A 19134-nucleotide genomic window follows, 5' to 3' on the forward strand; every position below is an offset into this window, starting at 1 on the left:
TTTGCAAAACAGTTCAGAAGGCTTTGATATGGTAGCTATGGGTAGAATTATTGGTAATGTGGTAGATTAAATTTAAAAAATCATCAATAAAAAGTTTTTAGATTTTATAATTTGACCTAATTTTCTCGTTAGAATTATAAAATGCTTTCCTGACGTGCTTAAATTTAAAAAAAATCTGAAATTACTTTGTTTGTTGTTTCTGGTGTTGGGCTTATCTTCGTGCCATGTTTTTAGAACCAAAAGCAACACCAAAACGGTGCCTTCCAGGGTGCCTAATGAGCAGCCGGTAGTAAAAACAAAAGCTGAAACTTCAACGCTGATGTCTACGGCGAATCTCATAAAAGTAGCCCGTTCATATACCGGTGTGCCTTACAGAAGTGGTGGAAACGACCAGCGCGGCATTGATTGTTCAGGCCTTATTTGCAACAGTTTTAAAGAGTTTGGTATGAAATTGCCCCGGGTGTCGCGCCAGCAATCAGAGTTTTTTCCGGCTATTGATATACCGAATATTCAGAAGGGTGATCTGGTGTTTTTTGCCACCACCAGCAATGAAATAAATCATTCGGGCATTGTAACCGAGGTTAGAAGTGAAGATGAAATAATATTTATTCACGCGTCATCAAGCAAGGGAGTACGTGAAGACAACATGATGAACAGCTACTGGAAGGCCAGATTTGCACGTGCCTGCCGCCCGCAGTTTGTTAAATAATTTTAGATGCAGTTTTAAGCTATTTTCTTTTTATTTACGTTATAATGAGAAAATAACACTACAAAGAAGGTATGAAAAACGTTTATTTGGTAGCCATTGGATTGATAATCAGCAATATAGCCTTTTCGCAATCACAATACTTCGGCCAAAATAAACCTCGCTACAAGTCCTTTGGTTTTAAAGTTTTACAAAGCCCTCATTTCGAACTCTACCACTATTTTAAAGATAATACTGTACCCAACGAACTGATGATAAACAGTGAGCATTGGTATAAAATTCATCAGGAAGTTTTCAAACTGGCGTTTATTAAACCTAATCCTTTAATTATTTATCAGAATCACCCGGATTTTCAGGAGACAACGGCTATAAGCGGACAAATTGGAGAAGGTACAGGCGGTGTAACTGAGGGGCTACGCAACAGGGTAGTTATGCCCATGATGTATTCTAAACGGCAAACCGACCACGTATTAGGGCATGAGTTAGTGCACGCGTTTCAGTATCAGTTGATGACATCGGGCGACTCTACCACCCTGGCTAATATTCAGAACTTACCCCTGTTTATGGTTGAAGGATTGGCAGAGTATATGTCGCTGGGAAGGGTTGATGCCCATACAGCCATGTGGATGCGCGATGCCGTAATGAATGACGACATACCTACTATTAAAGACCTGGTTACCAAAGAATATAAGTATTTTCCTTACAGATGGGGGCAGGCCTTCTGGGCTTACGTGGCCGCTACCTATGGCGACGACATGATTCGCCCATTGTTTAAAGAAACCGCCCGCTATGGCATTGAGGCGGCTTTCAGACGAAATCTGAAAGTGGATATCGACCGGTTTTCTGCCCGCTGGAAAAAAGTAATGACAGATACTTATGCACCTTTGCGGGTAGGCACTACTGCTACACCCACCGGCAGAGAAATTGCCTCAGTTAAAAATGCAGGAGAAATGAATCTGTCACCCACCATTAGCCCTGATGGTAATTTTGTGGCTTATATCTCTTCAAAAAATGTTATTTCTTTAGATATTTTTATTGCCGAAGCCCATACCGGTAAGGTGGTGCGTAAAATAGAAAGTACTTCGTTTGGCTCACACGTAGACTCTTACAGTTTTCTTGAAACTGCCGGGGCGTGGTCGCCGGATAGTAGAAATCTGGCATTGGTTATTCAGAGCAAGGGGCGTAATAAGCTGTCGATAGTAGATGTGGCCAACGGGAACAAGCGCACTTTTGAACTGAAAGGGGTAGATTCTTTTTCAAATCCTGCGTGGTCGCCTGATGGAAGCACCATTATTGTATCCGGGCTGATGAACGGCGTCAGCGATTTGTATGCCTTCAATATCAAAGAAGCGTCGGTACAAAACCTGACGAACGACGAGTATTCTGATATTCAGCCCACGTGGTCGCCCGATGGCCGTTCGGTTTACTTCGTGTCTGACAGGGGCAGCAATGCCACCCGTTTAGAAAAAGCCAGTTACGTAATATCAAAACTGGATATAAACACGCTAAAAATTGAAAGTTTCTCTTTTTTGCAGGGCGCTGATAATCTTAATCCGCTGATTGACCCCAATGGAAACTTTTTATATTTTTTATCAGATGCAGATGGATTCAGGAATCTTTACCGGTATTCTTTAGTAAATGGGGGAATTGAAAAACTGAGTAATTATTTTACGGGTATCAGCGGCATTACCATGTATTCGCCTGCCGTTAGCATTGCTGCTAAAACCGGTGCTTTGGTGTATTCGTATTTTCAGGCAGGTAAGTACAATTTGTATGTGGCCCGGCCGGAGGAGTTTACCGCCAAACCCGCTGAAAACACTATTGATAAAAAGGCAGCCACCCTTGCCCCCTATGAGTGGAAGGAAGGTAGAAATATTGTAGAAACTAACCTGAATAAACAAAGACTGTTAGGCAGGGTACAAGAGAAAGGACTGAAAACATTAAAATATACCCCCAGATTTAAACTGGACTACCTGGGGAGCTCGGGTGTAGGAGTATCTACCAGCCGTTGGGGTACAGGGCTTGGCGGAGGTGTGGTTGGGCTTGCCAGCGACATGTTGAACAATAATCAGGTATCGGGCGTATTGGCGCTCAATGGCGAAATACAGGATTTCGGCGGGCAGATTGCCTATCTGAATCAGAAAAACCCGTTGCAATGGGGTGCCAGTTTTTCTCGTATACCTTATCGTTTTTCTGATTATCAGCAGACTAATAAATACATTACAGACCCTGCCATTAAAGCAAGCCTGGGTATTCCGGCAGGCGATTCCCTCATTCAGTCGAGCTATAATCTGTATCGTTTGTTTATCAATGAAATAGGCCTGTTCGCTTTTTATCCGCTTAGCACCTCAAAAAGAATTGAAGTGGGCGGCAGCGCCAACTGGTATAGCTACAGTGGCAGAGTTTACAGCGATTATTATGGCGTAAGTTCTTCGGCAGGTAGTTATTATCGTGGTAGTTTAACACCTCAGCGTATATCACAGGCCGAGCTTGAAGGCAAAGGTTTTTCTCCGTTTAGCTTGCAAAAACTATACGTAGCCTATGTTGGAGACAACAGTACCTTTGGTACCACTGCACCGTTGAATGGTTATCGTTACCGTTTTGAGTTTTCAAGATATTTTGGTGACATAGCGCATAACGCTATTACGGCCGATTACAGAAAATATAAGTATCTGAAGCCCATTACTCTTGCCGCCAGACTATATTATTATGGCCGACTGGGAACCAAAAACATAGAAGACTATAATAGATTATACCCGATGTTTCTCGGATACCCCTGGTATATGCATGGTTTCTGGGGTAAGGCATTGAGCAACCAGACCTCAACCCTGGCTTTGAGTGAAGAGCAATTGAAGGGGTCTCAGATGGGTTTAACCAATTTTGAAATCCGTTTGCCTTTTACAGGGCCGAAAAAACTGGCTCTGATTGATTTTATGTATGTGCCAACTGACCTGAACTTCTTTTTTGATATGGGAATGGTTTGGGACGACGCACGTTCGCCCGGTAAGAAGTACGAATATGTTTTCAGCGATGGTGAGAAACAAAATCTTAAATTAAAACCTATCATGAGCACAGGTGTAAGTTTGCGTATAAATGCACTCGGATACCTCATTCTGGAGCCCTATCTGGCGTTTCCTATTTATAACGGGAAAATTCAAAGTGGAGTAACCGGAATTAATTTTATGATTCCCGGCTGGTAATGTTTGAATTTTTAGAAAAATTTCGCATTTTTGTGCACTCAAAAAATAACAGAGTATTTTTTTGAAAAATTAGGGGATGTAGCTCAGTTGGCTAGAGCGTTTGACTGGCAGTCAAAAGGTCGTGGGTTCGAGTCCCATCTTCTCCACCAGATTTATCTTCTGCTTGCATTTGTTTGGCAGAAACTCCCATCCAAAACTTCTTGCGCTGTAGTTTATTTCACTGTACTACATTATGTGTTGTTAATCAAAAAAACGGACAATTTTTATTTGTCAAGAACTTTTTTATTATCATGACCCCAGAAGAAAAGGCCAAGAAAAGTCGCGAGTATCAAAGAGAATACCACAAAAAGTATCGCGAGAAACATCGTGAATTGCTTAATCAAAGATCAAGGGAATATGCAATTGAGCATCGCGAAGAATTAAGAGAAAAATCCAAAGAGTATCGCCAATTAAATAAAGAAAAACTGGCTGCTTATGAAGCTGCCCGTTGGCCAAAAAGAAAAGAACAGCGCAGATTGAAAAGAGAAATGCTGAAACAGCAAAAAGCAGAAGCAGCAACTCAACAAGCGGGTGGTGAATCAACTAACTAGACCGGAATCCAGCCTTTGAATGTGATAACCGTATCTTACAGCTTATACTCTTAAAGTATAAGGGTGGCAGGTCTATGGATATTCCCTGTCACCCTTTTTTCTTGCCTATTTCCATTACTTCTTTTTTCTGCTTTTGCATCTGTTGTCTCTTACCTGTGTAAACCGGAACCAATAAATGGCCGGCTATCTTTATTTTACTTACCCGTTTAGCTTCTTTATTTCCAGCAATATTCCTTAGAGCATCATCACTGTTGAGGCAGCAAACCGGGATTAAACCCATGCAGTGGCCGGGCCTGGTTTCCAATTATTGAGCTTGTGCAAACGCTGGTTCAATTACTGGTTTCATAACATGCTGATAGCGAACATTTAAGGCAAGTAATGAGATAAATTCTGTTATTCTGAAAAAATAAAAATTTTGCGCTGAAAATTAATTCCAGAATCATAACTTTGAGAAACGGAGTATCTTAAAAAATTTCAAAGCGTATTTATTCTGCACAAAGCTGCCAAATTTTAGGCATTGCTCCGCCATCTTAACCAGACCTTTAAATGAAATCCTTTCTTGTTTTTCTGGCACTCGTCGGCTTTTGTCTGATGGGCTTCATACCTCAATCTACAAAAAAACCTGTCAGGCTTTTTGATGGCAAAACCTTCAGAGGTTGGGAGGGCGACACAATTTATACCTGGCGCATTGAAAACGGGATGCTGATTGGAGGCGCTACAGATAAAGAAGTGCCGCATAACAACTTCCTCTGTACTACTCGCCCTTATAGCAATTTTATCATGAAACTGAAGGTAAAACTAACCGGCAGCAAAGGTTTTATCAATTCGGGTATTCAGTTCAGAAGCAAACGCCTCGTGAACCCTCCCTACGAAATGGAAGGCTATCAGGCTGATTGGGGAGAAGGATTCTGGGGCGGTTTGTATGATGAATCAAGAAGGAATAAAACGTTGATAAGTCCCGATTCTATACAGGTGCTGAAATGGATAAAGAAAAACGATTGGAATGATTATGAAATAAGAGCCGAAAAACGCCACATAAAACTATATGTAAACGGCAAGCAGACAGTAGATTATTATGAGCCTGATGCCGGTATTCCGCAGTCAGGTCTTATAGGTTTTCAGATTCATGGTGGTGGTGCCGCACAGGTGGCTTTTAAAGATGTAATACTTGAAGAACTACCAGACTAATTGAGAATTAGCGAATGCTGAATTAATGAATGTATTTTTTTAACCTACCCAATAACGATTCAACATAAAAAACTCAACCTGATTTTAATAACTCTATTCAACCTTGTTAACTATGAAAAAATCCCATCTGCTCTTCTTACCCTTGCTGGTATTTATGCTGAGAGGACCCGGCGCTAATGCCAGAGAATTGCCTACAAAAGCCAGAATTGTTCAGGACACCGTAAAAGTCGATTTTGATTATACCCTTGAAGCCAGTATGCTGGGCTATTTTGCCAAAAACGGCACCAGAAATCCGACATTGAAAGCCACTAAAGGTAAAACTGTACGCATTACTATAGTGAATACCGAGCTGATGACTCATGACATAGCACTTGAAAAAGCTGGCGTGAAGAGTAAAACTGTATCTGAAAAAGGTATGAAAGCCAGCATCATTTTTAAGGCTGAAAAAAGCGACACCTATTATTGCACAGTACCAGGGCACCGTGCAGCAGGTATGGTGGGCAAATTGGAAGTGGTAGATGGCCCCATTACTGAAGCTGTTGCCGTAGGTAAGTTGCCTATGAAAGACGGCCAACCGCTGAACCTGGATTTTGAGACAGGCACATTAAAAGACTGGACAGCCACCGGAAATGCATTTGCCAATGCAGTTTTTAGTCAGGAGCCATCGCCGGTGCATGAAAAAGACATGGTGATTGGCTTTGAAGGCAAACACTTTTTAAGCAGTGGCGGAACCAGAAATTATCAGTTGACTGGAACACTTACTTCGGTACCTTTTAAAGTTACGCAGCCTTATGCAGCTTTCAGGGTATCTGGAGGGGCCTTGCAGGATACACGTGTAGAAATTGTATTGGCCGACACTAAAAAAGTGATTTTTCATTCAACAGGGCAGGGCAGAGCGACGCTGCAACCGGTTGTTGTTGATTTAAGACCGTATCTGAACAAAAACATTTTCATCAGAATTGTAGACAATGAAACCGGCATATCGCAGATACCCTACATCTCTAACGATATCTGGGCGCACATAAACTTCGATAACTTTTTGTTTTATCCCAGCCGCCCCGGGTTCGCTAATGAGCTGAAACAGAAAGATATTATTATCCTGCCTCCACTAGACCCCGTTCTGAATGCCGGTCTTTCAGGAATCGAAGCTGCCAAAGCAATGACAGCCCCCAAAGGGTTTAAGGTAACCCTTGCAGCAGCCGAGCCAGACATTATACGCCCGATTTGTTTTACAATAGACTGGAAAGGCAGGCTTTGGGTAGTAGAGGGTCATACTTATCCGGTTCCGGCTCCGGAAGGGCAGGGTAGAGACCGTATCCTGATTTTTGAAGATACCAATGGCGACGGCACGCTAGACAAAAGAAAGATATTTATGGAGGGCCTTAACCTGGTAAGTGGTATTGAACTGGGCATGGGAGGGGTCTGGTTAGGTGCTGCTCCTTATCTGTTGTATGTGCCTTTAGATGCTGAAAACGATAAGCCCGCAGGCCCGCCACAAATATTATTGGATGGCTGGGGAACACAAGACACACATGAAGTACTGAATAGTTTCAGATGGGGGCCGGACGGCTGGCTATATGGCACGCATGGAGTATTTACTCACTCAAAAGTTGGAAAGCCTGGTACGCCTGACGACCAGAGGGTGAAACTCAATGCAGGTGTTTGGCGGTTTCATCCCACAACGCAGAAATTCGAAGTATTTGCCGAGGGCTCAAGCAACCCTTGGGGGCTTGACTTCAACGACTACGGGCATCCATTTATAACAGCCTGTGTTATTCCGCACATGTATCATATCATTCAGGGGGCAAGGTACTTCCGCCAGGCGGGTAAGCATTTTAACCCTTATATTTATGATGACATCACAACCATTGCTAACCATCGCCACTGGCTGGGCGACAGGGGGCCGCATGCAGGTAATTTCAGGTCTGCTGCTGCAGGTGGGGGCCATGCACATGCTGGTGCCATGTTGTATCTGGGTAACAGCTGGCCAGCCGAATACAGAAACAAGATATTTATGAATAATATCAACGGAGCAAGGTTGAATGTTGACCAGCTAACCCGCGCTGGTTCGGGGTATGTGGCGTCACACAACAAGGACTTCCTGGTTATGAACGATAGTTGGTCGCAGTGGCTTAATTTTAAGTATGATGCAAGCGGGTCTGTTTTTGCTATTGACTGGTATGATAAAAACCAGTGTCATAGTTCAAATCCTGATGTGCACGATAAAACGATGGGCCGGATTTTTAAGATTACCCATGAAAACGACAAATGGGTACAGGTAGATTTATCTAAGGCAACAGATTTGGAGCTGGTGAGCTATCAGTTGAACCCGAATGAGTGGTATGTAAGGCAAGCCAGAGCTATTTTGCAGCAGCGCGGGCCAAATCCTAAGGTTCATGAGGCATTGAAGGAAATTCTGTTCAGAAATCCTGATGTAACCCGTAAACTAAGAGCGCTTTGGGCATTACATGTAACCAAAGGCCTTTCAGAAAAAGATTTAGTTGCTTTATTGTCAAACCCGAATGAATATATCAGGAGCTGGGCAATTCAGTTACTGGCTGAAGACAACCATATTTCGCCGGAAACCCTGAAGCAATTGGTGCGAATGGCAAAAACCGATAACTCTGCTTTGGTAAGGTTGTATCTGGCCTCTGCCATGCAGAGAATTGAACCAGCCCAAAGATGGGAAGTGGTAGACGCACTGGCTCAAAAAGTTGTCGATAAAGCAGACCATAATCTGCCGCTGATGGTTTGGTACGCAGCCGAGCCATTAGCTACAGTTGATGCCAGAAGATTTATGCAGATGGCAGAAAGAAGCAGGTTGCCCAGGTTTCTGAACTATGCCATTCAACGCACTGGCGCCCTGAATACCGCCGAATCAAAAGCACTTCTGAAAGAACTGGATAGCAAACTGGCCAGAGTACAAACAAAAGCCAGTCAGGAAAAGCATCAGTTAATCAATAAAGTGCTAAACCCGGCACAGGCGCATCAGCATGAAAGTGAAGAGGCGTCTCATTAATTTTACCAATCATAAAACAGTAAGAATATGCAAATAAAACAAAATATAAAGCATTGGGTATATTGGCTGGCAGGTGTGGTTTTTATAGGAAATGCCTCAGCTCAAAGCTTTACCTCAACTGATTTCAAGAAAACCAAAATCACGGCAGACTTCATTTCAGAGGGTGTGGCAGTAGCCGATTTAAATAAAGACGGCAAACTGGATATTGTAGCCGGATATTTCTGGTTTGAAGCGCCAGACTGGAAACGCCATGAAATGGCTCCATCTCGTGCTTTTGACCCTCGAAAAGAATATAGTGAATCATTTCTTAATCTGGGTATGGATGTGAATCTGGATGGCTGGGATGATGTAGTGGTTATTGATTTTCCTGGGAAATCCGGTTTTTGGTTCGAAAACCCTAAAAACAGACCTGGCCAATGGAAAAAGCATATCATTGCCGACTCTATGGGTATTGCAAACGAATCGCCCGGATTTATTGATATTGATAACGACGGCAGGCTGGATATTCTCTGCGGAGACAAAACCAAAAAACAAATTGTATGGCTACAAGCCCCAACCAGAAAAGGTGAAACCGCCTGGAAGCGCCACCCCATCAGTAAAGAAAATGTTCCGGGTACTGAAATATTCTCGCATGGTATTGGTTTTGGCGATATCAATAATGACGGTCTCAAAGATGTGGTAATACGTGAAGGCTGGTTTGAAGGAACAAAAGACAACAAGGCTGGTAACTGGAAGTTTCATCCGGCTAATCTGGGCGAACCCTGCTCGCACATGCAGGTATTAGATGTAAACGGCGATGGCCGGAACGATGTAGTGAGCGCCTCTGCCCATGCACTGGGTATATGGTTTCATGAGCAGGTAGAAAAAGACGGCAGGATTGATTTTGTTACACACCTTATGAGTACCACAACTGCGCAAACGCATTCATCAATTATGGCTGACTTGAATGGTGATGGTAAGAATGATTACATTACAGGCAAGAGATTTCTGGCGCACCACGGCCGTGATCCCGGCGATGCCGACGCTCCGTTTTTGCTCTGGTTTGAGTTTACCCCCGGTAAAGCGCCAAACTGGAAAGAACACGTGATTGATAATGATTCTGGCGCAGGGCTGAATATAGTAGCCCGCGACATGAACAATGATAAGAAGATTGACCTGGTGGTTGCAAATAAAAACGGAGTATTTTTGTTCGAAAACAAAATGAAGAAATAAGATAGGTAAGCGAGAAGGGTCTTATACCTTTCTCGCTTTTCTTATGAAGGCAGGTTAAATCAGGCAAATGTGCTATGTACTACATAATCTTCAACGACGCAAAAGCCGGTTACAAATTGGCCGTTTACCGTTGTCCAGGCATGGCCTTCTATGGTGCCTGCTTCATTCTTCTTAAAACCTACATAAATTTTATAGGGTATGCCATATAGCCGGCAAAGTACTTTTGCCTGATAAGCCTGATGCCTGCAGACGTTGTTCCAGAAGCTATATTTGGCTACAACTTTAATAACCATGCTGATGTCTCTCACCAGTTGCATATCAACGTTATTGTCTACATCAACAGGCTTGTTTCTTTCTCCGAATCTGGCGTTTGAATGAAAAAAACGGAATAGAAAAAAGCTGTATAGAGCCAGAGGAACAGTAAATGCCAACAGCAGTTTACGCCTCAGGCTCCAACGGAAAAACGCTCTTATTTTTTTTAGGAAACGCATTTAACAATATAAGTTTTTTCTTCCAGTTCTGTCAGAGCAAGATTAACATCAGCAGCACACTCCGCTTCAGAAATATTGTATTCGGTATGTAAATCCTGCACAATAGTTTCAACGTTGTTTCCCTGTTCAATACCTTGAAGTATTTTGTAAAGCGTTTCGTTCAGAGATACATATTCATTCGTTTGCATATCAAATAATATACCTTCATCACCTAGTTCGGTCAGTAAAATTCTGTTAGTGTTTATAGTGTACATAGTTGTAGTGTCAAAGATTCTACCAATACCCAAAGTGTCGCATCATAGGTTGGTTTACCTCTTTTATTTTTTTTATTTGTTTTTCGGTTAATTCTGATTTCCACCGGCCAGCCACTCCTTTAAAAAAGAAACTATTGGCAGAGACCATTTTTTCACTGAAACCTCTTTTTTGTTCCTGTTCTTTTAGTTTTTCAAACCGGGTTAATTCTATCGCCTGATTTATCTGTGTATCAGATACTTCCAAACCAATGGCATTTAAGGCGCCTTTAAATGTTTCAAAGGGCATGGCTTTTAGATCTTCATATCTGATAAAGTGAACAGGGAATGTTGGGTATTTAAGCCAGCTTTCTACGTGGTCTGACCAGGTCCCTAACATTTGAAAAAACTGTTGAGAACCGTTATTAGTCTTTTTACCAAATGTACTTGTTGGGTTTATTAGAAAATTGTCAATGGCGTTATCTACTGTAATGTCCTGATGATTAGCTAATGAAAGGGCTATGTCAAGCGGATTCCGAACCAGGTAAATTGCCATTTTTGTAGGTTCAGTAGGAACCAACGGCAGTGAGTCAAATTCAGAAAATGTGTAAGCGTCATGTATTTTAATATACATCAGTTTTCTGCTTATTTCAGAAAGATACCTGAATGAAAATCTTCTTAAGGTTTCCGCTTCTTGTGGCCCGATATAGTCGGCATCAATATCTAGTGCGTCCTCAAAAACTAATTTGCCAGAAAATATACCGTTAGTTTGCAGGTTATTTATATCCAGGTCTTTGTTACTGATAAGCACAGACAGAAAAGACCTGAACCACGTATTACCAGACTTTGGGTAAGAGGCCAGCCAAACAATTTTTGGATTCAAATCCGATTCATGAAAAGAGCGTAATCCGGTTAATTCCATCACTTCAAAATTAGAGCTTTTTGCTTTAAGGGTTCCAGAATCTCAGCTTCTAATGTGTCTGCAAACGTAGTGAACGTGGATTTGTTTTTAGGCCTGTTGGCCTGCCAGCAAGGGAAAGTTTTTACAATGCCGGTTAAATGCCTGAACTTGACCAATTCTTTTTGCATGCCATTAACCCAGTTTTTTCTGTATACATTTCCAGACAGGGCCTCAATTGCCTCTACAGAATTCAGTTTTTTTACCTTAATGTTTTCGCCTTCGGCATTCATATTTACAATACCGGCAACCTCAACTTTTTCGGTAACAAACCGGTCATGAAACGAAAACGCAAACTTATTGATACTAACCTCGCTTCTTATTAATTGCTTATCCGATTCATCCAGGATTGTCTGGTTTTTAAGTGTGCTATCCCATAAGCGCATTACCGGATATGAAGCATAGGCATAACATTTGCCGTTTTCTACATTTAATATGGCTGTGTCGTCAGTAAAAGGAGCATATCCTTTTTGCTGAAGCATCAATGAGGTGGTAGATTTACCCACACGCGACGGAGCGGCGAACAACACAATTCTTGAGTCATCAATAAACACACCAGACACATGAAAAGGAACAAGGTTGCGTTGGTACAAGGCTGCAGCCATACAATTAGAGTAAAAATAAAGCAGGATGTCCTGTTGTTTTTCGCTGTTGGGTTCTATAATTATTTCTTCTCCATCATGTACGTAATAACGGGCCAGGTCTGGCATTGTGAAAAGATATTCCGTTTCGTTGAAGGTAGAAAAAGGCTTTTTAGCTGTTGGCTCATTTTTCAGTTTAAGAGGCACCTTGCCAATTTTAACAAATAATGGTTTGTGCGGGTTGCTTGTATCAGTAAGCGGTATAAACCCTGGTAAATCAATTTCAGAAACAATGGGTAGTCCGTAAGCTATATAATTAATAGTCATTGAGCGTGGTTGCGTTTTATTTACAAATTACGTAATTTTAGATTAAAATAAGAATTCTTTCTATAAACTTATTGCTGCGACTAACCGATATGTCACAATTTTTTGGCTGTTTAAGTCTCAATGAAACAATGAATGTTTCTGAGATTGGTTTGAATATGTATCAAGCCATGAATTTTTTCAGAGGTGACGCCGAGGGTGTTTACCAGTCTGATGAAATTTATATATGTAACAAGTTTCTTTTTAATACTGCCGAATCTTTTAACGCATCAGCCATAGTTCAGAACGACCGCTATGTATTGGCCGCCAGTTGCAGAATTGATAACCGGGAAAAACTGGCTTCTGAATTAAAAATTAAGGGCCCCCTAAAGGCTTCTGACCACGAATATATACTGGCCGCTTACACCTTCTATCAGAATGATTGTGTAAAGCACCTTATTGGCGATTTTGCTTTTGTGGTTTGGGATAAACAACAAAAAGCGCTTTTTATGGCCAGAGACCACCTGGGTGTGAAACCCTTGTTTTATACCTGCCAGCAGAATCTAATTCTTTTTTCGAGTGATCTGAACGCTTTTCTTCACCTGCCATTTATTGATTTAAGCTATAAGAAATCTTACGTGGCCGGGTTGCTTCATGGGTCATATATCCTTAAATATTTAAATGTAAAGCACACGTGCTATCATGATATTTACCGCTTAGAACCAAGTCATTATCTTTTTTATTTTAATGAGAGAGTTCAGATTACAAAGTACTGGGAGCTAAAGCCGTGTTTCCCTGAAAAACCGGTAGATGCAGCACTAGTTTACCGCGAATTTTATCAATTGTTTTTTGAGGCTGTCAGATGCCGGTTACGAGGGATAGAATCTTTTGGCGTAGGGCTGGAGTTAAGCGGAGGGCTTGACTCTTCAACAATTGCCTGTATGGCCAATGAGGTACTTTCTGCTAAAAAAACTCTTTTTGAAAACCTTTATTCGTTCTCTCTGGTACAATCAGATGAGGGGCGTGTCCTTGCAGAGAAAGAGATAGTGGAGGAAGAACACATTCAGAATCAACTTTTAGATTCATTCGGGTTCAATAAAAAGAATATTTTTAAGTTAAACCGGCATCCGTTTACTAATTATCAGGATGAATTACAGGAGACCATTCGCGTACACGGGGGGCTGAACAAGCAAAACACTACCTGGCAGAATGCTATTTATGAAGCGATGCAAAGCGCCGGTTGCCGGGTAAAACTTAGTGGTTTTTCGGGAGATGAATTAGTAACCGATTATGGAACCCGATGGATGTATGATATCTGGTATAGTTGCAGGCCTGCCAGAGTGATGAAAGAACTTCTGAAATTTGATATAGCTGTTTACAAATCTTTATATAGGTATTTACAGGGTAGATTGTTTGGTTTTAAGATGAATAAGGCGTCTATAGCCAAAGAAATTGATTCTGATTTTCTCAAGGCTGAGCGCCTGAAAGACCTACCTGCCAAAGAATATGGCATTGATGTAAAGTCATATAAACACTTCATGATTTCAAGAATCATGAGGCCGTTTACTTCATTGAGGTTTGAGTCTGAGAATCTGCATGCTTTGAGAGCTAACAGCGAGTGCCGTTACCCGATGGCCGATATCAGGTTACTGGAGTATATGATACAATTGCCTGCTGAAATGTTCAGACCCGGAGATGTAAAACGCAATTTCATCAGGAAATCTTTACAAAGTATTCTGCCAGCGTACGTAATCTGTAGAGACGACAAAACCGCTGCTGTTATTCCTTACAGAAAGTTAAAAAACAAGGTTTTTATTAATCAACTTCTGAAAGATGGCTTGCCTGCAGACATGGAAAGCAATATGGTGGATACAAAGAAAATACTAGAAAGACTTAAGACACCGGAAAACCTAAAAAGGGAGACTGATGTAATCTCCCTTTTAACTGCTGCTTACCTGGTTAAGACGGAACACCAGTACCACCTTCGCTAGTACCTGTGCCAGAAGCGTTTATGGCCGTATTGAGGGCTCTCATGGCAGGCTTTACCCAGGTTTTTTTTGCCTGCACTTCTTTTTCCGGTTTTTCCGTTTGGATTTCCAATTGATTTTCCATGGTTTTCTGTATTTATAGATTTATTTTGATTTTCAGTCTGGTCTATCAGGATAAATCCCATCCCAGCAAATACCGTAAGTTATACATAAGAAAGGAGCCATATTATTATGCGGTTGGTAGCCACCCGGCGCTTCCCCAATCATTCTATCGTTCATTTTTATCAGGTAATCACCCGCGTTTTTTTTGGCGTAGAAGTTGCCTCCCGCGGTGCCAATGTAGTTGTTAGTAGGGTCTTTACTTTCTCTTGGGCCGGTTAGTGCATTATAAGGGTGATTGTGTGGCGGTAATTCATTCTGAGTCAGCGTCACCTGTTCTGCTCCACCAGTTTGCCCGGGTATTTTTATTGTTTTATCTAATTTTCCTACACCAATTATTGAGCGGCTCATTAAATTAGGCAGATTAAAGTAAGTCTTTCCATCTCCGCCATAAGTTGTACCGATTAAGGTGTAAAGGGGCATATTTTGGGAGTTTATTGCAAGTTTTCTACCGTCGCATTCCAGATAACCTTCTGGTACGTAGCGACCTGGAAATGCTTTAATCATTCCTATGTATTCATCCATGTTTTCAAATAGTTTAAAGTGATTCCGTAATTATTACTTATATGAACCCTGTTTTATGTTAAGTAGCCAGGTAATTATCTGTTAGAAAAACCATTAAGCCGTTCTTAATCATATTTTGTTGAGAGCCTTCCAGAAAGTTGATAATTTCCGGATGATTTGATAATGGTTTTAAAAAATAATGGTTATGGCATTGGAGGATATAATCCAGCAGTGCAAATAATGTAGTTAAGGGCTATAAAGGGTGGCATATTCTCGTGAGCTTGCCCACCAATAGGGCTTATTGCTCCTGCTGCCATAGCTACTAAATTATCAGCTGGCTTTGCCTCTACATAAAAATTACTGGCGGTATTACCCAGGTAATTATTTTGAGGGTCAGTAGATTCACGGCTGCCTGATAGCGCGCTATATGTATGCGTATGAGGTGGAATGTGACTAAGGGTAAGCGTTACCTTTTCTTCACCTCCTTTTTGTCCACGTTCTCTTAACGTAAGGTAACTACTACCATTATTTCCTCGTCCCGAATCAATGATTAGTCGGCCTCTCAGGTCGGGCAGCATAAATGTATTTCTGCCATCACCACCGTACGTTGTTCCTAATAGGGCATAAAGAGCCTGATATTTCGCTATAGGCAGCGTTTGGCCTTCGCATTTTAAATAATATTGGGGCGTAAAGTCGCCTGCGAAGATTTTTATTGTTCCTATGTATTCATCCATTTTATTTCAAGTGTTAAAGGTATTTAATAACAAAGTTGAAAGATGTTGTTCAATGGGCTATTCACGGAAAGGAAATACACCATTGACACAGATGAGGTAATTAATTGCCATGTAGGGAGGCATATTTTCATGAGGAAGGTTCCCTCCAAAGGCGGTTGAAATGATATCACTTCCCATTTTTACTTCCGTATCGGAACCTTGTTTAATGCAATATCTGTCATTGGGGGTCTTGGTTAAAAAACGATCAGAAGGGTTACTGGAATCAGCATCAACAGTAAGTGCATAAGAAATATGCGTATGCTGCGGATATGTGTTTTGAGTTATTGTTACATTTTCAACGCCTCCTGTCTGACCAAGAGTCCTGTTTGTTAGATCCGGACCTTGTCCGGTGCCTATAACAACCCGGCATTGTAAGTTAGGCAAGGCAAAATTATACCTGCCATCGCCACCATATCTAGTGCCAATAATTGCGTACAGCGCTTGATTGTCAGAAATTTGCAACAGTCTTCCGTCGCAAGGTAGCCAGCCCCTTGGTGCATAAGTGACACCTGCAAAAGGTTTAATAACACCTATATATTCGTCCATATATTAAGTATCTAAGATGGTTGTTTATTTATATTTTGCTTAAATGCAATTGCTTTAGTGAAAGGCATTCAATAGTCCATTAATAGGCTGTTGTTAAATGAGCCTTTATAAATCGCATACAATCTCTGATTTTACGTGTTTCCGATTGAACAGACTTTAACTATTATCAATCTGGTCTTGGAGGATATTCCCCGTAAGCACAAATGCCATAAGTTATACCTAAGAAAGGAGCCATATTATTATGCGGTTGGCTGCCACCCGGTGCTGCTTCAAGCATTAGATCGTTCATTTTTATCAGGGTGTCAGCAGGGTCTTTTTTGGCATAGAAGTTTCCGCCCGCGGTGCCAATGTAGTTGTTTTTGGGGTCTTTACTTTCTTTAGGGCCGGTTAGTGCGTTGTAAGGGTGATTGTGTGGGGGTAATTGATACTGATTAAGCGTCACCTGTTCTACTCCACCAGTTTTCCCGGGTGTATGTGAAGTTAAACCTGCCGCGCTCCCGGCACCAATAATAGAGCGACCCCTTAAATCAGGGACATTAAAAATTTGTTTACTAACATCGCCTCCATAAGTAGTGCCAATTAAAGAATAGAGTGCTAGAAACTGTGATATGGGAAGTGACTGCCCGTTACATTCAATAAAACCTTCTGGTACGAAGCGGCCAGAAAAAGCTACTATCATTCCTATGTATTCATCCATGTTTTTAAATAGTTTAAAGTGATTCCGTAAATATTATTGACATGCACGCTGTTTTTATGTTAAGTAGCCAGGTATTTATCTGTTAGAAATATCATCAAGCTGTTCTTAATCAAATGATATTCAGAGCCTTGCAGAAAGTTGATAATTTCCGAACGATTTAATAATGGTTTAAAAGAGTAATGGTTACGTTATGGTCTTGGAGGGTACAATCCAAAGGTGCATATAATATAATTAAGTACTATGAAGGGTGGCATATTCTCGTGTGGTTGCCCTCCAATGGTGCCTACTGCCCCTGGTGCCATAGCTACTAATTTATCATTTGGGCCTTTTTGTGCATAAAAAGTACTGGCAGTATTACCCAGGTAATTATTTTGAGGGTTAGGAGATTCGCGATTGCCTGATAGCGCGCTGTACGTATGCGTATGAGGTGGGATGTTACTAAGGGTAAGGGTTACCTTTTCTTGACCTCCTTTTTCACCACGTTGTCTGTAATTAGGGCTACCGGGCATTTGTCCCGTTTGAACGATTAGGCGGCCTCTCAGGTCGGGCAGCATAAAGGTATTTCTGCCATCGCCGCCATAGGTAGTTCCTAATAAAGCAAAAAGAGCCTGATATGTCATTATCGGCAGGGTCTGTCCTTCGCATTTCAAATAGTTCCTGGGCGCATAGTCGCCTGCAAAAATTTTTATAGTTCCAACGTACTCATCCATTTTATTTAATTTGTTAAGGGTGCTTAATTATTTATTGATTCTGCTGTACAATTAGTTACGGACGCTCAGGATAGATACCCTGCACGCAAATGATATAATTGATAGCCATGAATGGAGGCATATTGTTATGAGGAAGGTTCCCACCAGGAGCTGTAGAAATGATATCATTTCCCATTTTTACTTCCATATCGCTGCCTTCTTGGATGCAATATCTGTCAACGAGGGTTTTGGTTAAAAAAAGATCGGAAGGGTTACTGGAATCAGCATCAACATTAAGTGCAAAAGAAGTATGTGTATGCGCTGGGAATGTACTTTGAGAGATTGCCACATTTTCAGCGCCTCCTATCTGTCCAAGAGTTCTGTTTGTTAAACCTTCACCTTTTCCGGGTCCTATAACTGCCCGGCATTGTAAGTTAGGCAAGGCAAATTTGGTCTTGCCATCGCCACCGTATGTATAGCCAATAATTGCAAATAGCGCTTCATTGCCAGAAATGGGCAACTGTGTTCCGTCGCAAAGATGCCAGCCAACAGGTACAAAAGTGACACCTGCAAAAGGTTTGATAACACCTAAGTATTCATCCATATTTCAACAAAAGTTTAAAGATTAAAAAAGTAAAAACACCAATATTTAGAAATATCCATATCCACTATTGAAAAGACCCGGCGGTAAATTCTTCGAAAAAGCATCCACCATTGGCCTTCAGCATTTAAAAAATACTTATTCTTCCAAAAAGAAATATGCACTTGGTGGATATGAGCCAGTAAATTTTTTTTATTAATCCTATGTATTCCTCCATTTTTCTACTCAGGTTAACTTACAAAAGAGTTAATTATCGGTATTTATTGAAATTGGTGGAGTTTTCAGTAGTAAAACTAATCCTCGGTAATTCTTCCAGATACTTGCGGAAAATCATTCGGTGATTGCTTATAGAAATTTCGATACCAAAAAGTCTATAGCTACGCGTTTAATCAGTTCAAATGAAAATTGCGTGTTCTGGTTGATTCCGGGTGCGCACATTCAATCACAGTTTCATAGAAACGAGTGCATAGATGAAGGCGTAATGGGAAGAACCAAATATGATTGAGAAATTATAATTAGTTCAACAAAAGTTTATAGGTTAAAATAAAAACAGTAATACTATTGAAATTCAAATTAATATCCCGGTTCTAAATAATAATTAGCCTCGGGTTTTATGTTTTTAATTTGTAAGAGTAAAAGAAAAGATAACTCTGAAGATATTATCAATTATAGTCTCTCAGCTAAGTGTACTTCAAAGGA

General features: G+C 41.2%; 18 protein-coding genes and 1 tRNA gene. 8 read left to right on the top strand and 11 right to left on the bottom strand.

Going from position 1 to position 19134, the window contains the following annotated elements; translation table 11 throughout:
- Positions 1 to 154 precede the first annotated feature (154 nt).
- From NZ848_RS01635 to NZ848_RS01665, 7 genes are all read left to right on the top strand, one after another.
- The gene (locus NZ848_RS01635) at positions 155 to 709 is read left to right on the top strand and encodes a C40 family peptidase (protein ID WP_259014100.1); all 555 of its coding nucleotides are present in this window, start codon (positions 155 to 157) and stop codon (positions 707 to 709) included.
- Between the two features lie 71 nt (positions 710 to 780).
- Positions 781 to 3906, top strand: a complete 3126-nt coding sequence (locus tag NZ848_RS01640; protein ID WP_259014101.1) for a tolB protein precursor — start codon at positions 781 to 783, stop codon at positions 3904 to 3906.
- 72 nt (positions 3907 to 3978) lie between these two features.
- A tRNA-Ala gene (locus tag NZ848_RS01645) sits at positions 3979 to 4055 on the top strand.
- A 141-nt stretch (positions 4056 to 4196) separates the two neighbouring features.
- Entirely contained in the window at positions 4197 to 4496 is a 300-nt protein-coding gene (locus tag NZ848_RS01650) for a hypothetical protein (RefSeq protein ID WP_101727390.1), read from the top strand.
- Between the two features lie 546 nt (positions 4497 to 5042).
- Complete coding sequence (locus NZ848_RS01655) at positions 5043 to 5684, top strand: 3-keto-disaccharide hydrolase (RefSeq protein WP_259014102.1); 642 nt, start codon at positions 5043 to 5045, stop codon at positions 5682 to 5684.
- Positions 5685 to 5796: 112 nt separating this feature from the next.
- Positions 5797 to 8703, top strand: coding sequence for a PVC-type heme-binding CxxCH protein (locus NZ848_RS01660; RefSeq protein WP_259014103.1), 2907 nt, complete (start codon positions 5797 to 5799; stop codon positions 8701 to 8703).
- Positions 8704 to 8730: 27 nt separating this feature from the next.
- Positions 8731 to 9915 (top strand): FG-GAP repeat domain-containing protein, encoded by a 1185-nt coding sequence (locus NZ848_RS01665; protein ID WP_259014104.1) that lies wholly within the window; start codon positions 8731 to 8733, stop codon positions 9913 to 9915.
- Between the two features lie 59 nt (positions 9916 to 9974).
- Here NZ848_RS01665 and NZ848_RS01670 read toward each other — a convergent pair whose 3' ends face one another.
- Genes NZ848_RS01670 through NZ848_RS01685 form a run of 4 tightly spaced genes read right to left on the bottom strand, consistent with a single transcriptional unit; the run spans position 9975 to position 12502 of the window.
- Entirely contained in the window at positions 9975 to 10406 is a 432-nt protein-coding gene (locus NZ848_RS01670; protein WP_259014105.1) for a lasso peptide biosynthesis B2 protein, read from the bottom strand.
- Positions 10394 to 10660: a PqqD family protein gene (locus tag NZ848_RS01675; RefSeq protein WP_253533501.1), complete on the bottom strand. Its 267-nt coding sequence runs from the start codon at positions 10658 to 10660 to the stop codon at positions 10394 to 10396. The genes NZ848_RS01670 and NZ848_RS01675 overlap by 13 nt, the downstream gene beginning before the upstream one ends.
- 19 nt (positions 10661 to 10679) lie before the next feature.
- A complete protein-coding gene (locus NZ848_RS01680) occupies positions 10680 to 11558 on the bottom strand; it encodes a sulfotransferase domain-containing protein (RefSeq protein WP_259014106.1) in 879 nt (292 codons plus the stop codon).
- On the bottom strand, positions 11558 to 12502 hold the full coding sequence (locus tag NZ848_RS01685) for a hypothetical protein (protein ID WP_259014107.1): 945 nt from the start codon (positions 12500 to 12502) through the stop codon (positions 11558 to 11560). Before NZ848_RS01685 ends, NZ848_RS01680 begins: the two co-directional genes overlap by 1 nt.
- A gap of 128 nt (positions 12503 to 12630) precedes the next feature.
- On the opposite strand from NZ848_RS01685, the gene NZ848_RS01690 reads away from it, so the two are divergent.
- Positions 12631 to 14469: an asparagine synthase-related protein gene (locus NZ848_RS01690; protein WP_259014108.1), complete on the top strand. Its 1839-nt coding sequence runs from the start codon at positions 12631 to 12633 to the stop codon at positions 14467 to 14469.
- Here NZ848_RS01690 and NZ848_RS01695 read toward each other — a convergent pair.
- The 7 genes from NZ848_RS01695 to NZ848_RS01725 form a co-directional block, all read right to left on the bottom strand.
- Complete coding sequence (locus tag NZ848_RS01695) at positions 14438 to 14590, bottom strand: hypothetical protein (RefSeq protein WP_253533508.1); 153 nt, start codon at positions 14588 to 14590, stop codon at positions 14438 to 14440. The two genes, NZ848_RS01690 and NZ848_RS01695, sit on opposite strands and share 32 nt — an antisense overlap.
- Positions 14591 to 14622: 32 nt before the next feature.
- Positions 14623 to 15150 (bottom strand): phage tail protein, encoded by a 528-nt coding sequence (locus NZ848_RS01700; protein WP_259014109.1) that lies wholly within the window; start codon positions 15148 to 15150, stop codon positions 14623 to 14625.
- 182 nt (positions 15151 to 15332) lie between these two features.
- A complete protein-coding gene (locus tag NZ848_RS01705; protein WP_253533519.1) occupies positions 15333 to 15863 on the bottom strand; it encodes a phage tail protein in 531 nt (176 codons plus the stop codon).
- Between the two features lie 57 nt (positions 15864 to 15920).
- Entirely contained in the window at positions 15921 to 16448 is a 528-nt protein-coding gene (locus NZ848_RS01710) for a phage tail protein (RefSeq protein WP_253533521.1), read from the bottom strand.
- Between the two features lie 166 nt (positions 16449 to 16614).
- Positions 16615 to 17145, bottom strand: coding sequence for a phage tail protein (locus NZ848_RS01715; protein ID WP_259014110.1), 531 nt, complete (start codon positions 17143 to 17145; stop codon positions 16615 to 16617).
- Between the two features lie 188 nt (positions 17146 to 17333).
- Positions 17334 to 17855, bottom strand: coding sequence for a phage tail protein (locus NZ848_RS01720; RefSeq protein ID WP_259014111.1), 522 nt, complete (start codon positions 17853 to 17855; stop codon positions 17334 to 17336).
- 55 nt (positions 17856 to 17910) lie between these two features.
- A complete protein-coding gene (locus tag NZ848_RS01725) occupies positions 17911 to 18438 on the bottom strand; it encodes a phage tail protein (RefSeq protein WP_259014112.1) in 528 nt (175 codons plus the stop codon).
- Between the last annotated feature and the right edge of the window lie 696 nt (positions 18439 to 19134).

Origin of the sequence: Emticicia fluvialis (genome assembly GCF_024793945.1) — a bacterium.
GTDB lineage: Bacteria > Bacteroidota > Bacteroidia > Cytophagales > Spirosomataceae > Emticicia > Emticicia fluvialis.

Coding starts and splice junctions, on each gene's coding strand:
- NZ848_RS01640 (WP_259014101.1), top strand. CDS start 781: ATGAAAAACGTTTATTTGGTAGCCATTGGATTGATAATCAGCAATATA.
- NZ848_RS01650 (WP_101727390.1), top strand. CDS start 4,197: ATGACCCCAGAAGAAAAGGCCAAGAAAAGTCGCGAGTATCAAAGAGAA.
- NZ848_RS01655 (WP_259014102.1), top strand. CDS start 5,043: ATGAAATCCTTTCTTGTTTTTCTGGCACTCGTCGGCTTTTGTCTGATG.
- NZ848_RS01660 (WP_259014103.1), top strand. CDS start 5,797: ATGAAAAAATCCCATCTGCTCTTCTTACCCTTGCTGGTATTTATGCTG.
- NZ848_RS01665 (WP_259014104.1), top strand. CDS start 8,731: ATGCAAATAAAACAAAATATAAAGCATTGGGTATATTGGCTGGCAGGT.
- NZ848_RS01670 (WP_259014105.1), bottom strand. CDS start 10,406: ATGCGTTTCCTAAAAAAAATAAGAGCGTTTTTCCGTTGGAGCCTGAGG.
- NZ848_RS01675 (WP_253533501.1), bottom strand. CDS start 10,660: ATGTACACTATAAACACTAACAGAATTTTACTGACCGAACTAGGTGAT.
- NZ848_RS01680 (WP_259014106.1), bottom strand. CDS start 11,558: ATGGAATTAACCGGATTACGCTCTTTTCATGAATCGGATTTGAATCCA.
- NZ848_RS01685 (WP_259014107.1), bottom strand. CDS start 12,502: ATGACTATTAATTATATAGCTTACGGACTACCCATTGTTTCTGAAATT.
- NZ848_RS01690 (WP_259014108.1), top strand. CDS start 12,631: ATGAATGTTTCTGAGATTGGTTTGAATATGTATCAAGCCATGAATTTT.
- NZ848_RS01695 (WP_253533508.1), bottom strand. CDS start 14,590: ATGGAAAATCAATTGGAAATCCAAACGGAAAAACCGGAAAAAGAAGTG.
- NZ848_RS01700 (WP_259014109.1), bottom strand. CDS start 15,150: ATGGATGAATACATAGGAATGATTAAAGCATTTCCAGGTCGCTACGTA.
- NZ848_RS01705 (WP_253533519.1), bottom strand. CDS start 15,863: ATGGATGAATACATAGGAACAATAAAAATCTTCGCAGGCGACTTTACG.
- NZ848_RS01710 (WP_253533521.1), bottom strand. CDS start 16,448: ATGGACGAATATATAGGTGTTATTAAACCTTTTGCAGGTGTCACTTAT.
- NZ848_RS01715 (WP_259014110.1), bottom strand. CDS start 17,145: ATGGATGAATACATAGGAATGATAGTAGCTTTTTCTGGCCGCTTCGTA.
- NZ848_RS01720 (WP_259014111.1), bottom strand. CDS start 17,855: ATGGATGAGTACGTTGGAACTATAAAAATTTTTGCAGGCGACTATGCG.
- NZ848_RS01725 (WP_259014112.1), bottom strand. CDS start 18,438: ATGGATGAATACTTAGGTGTTATCAAACCTTTTGCAGGTGTCACTTTT.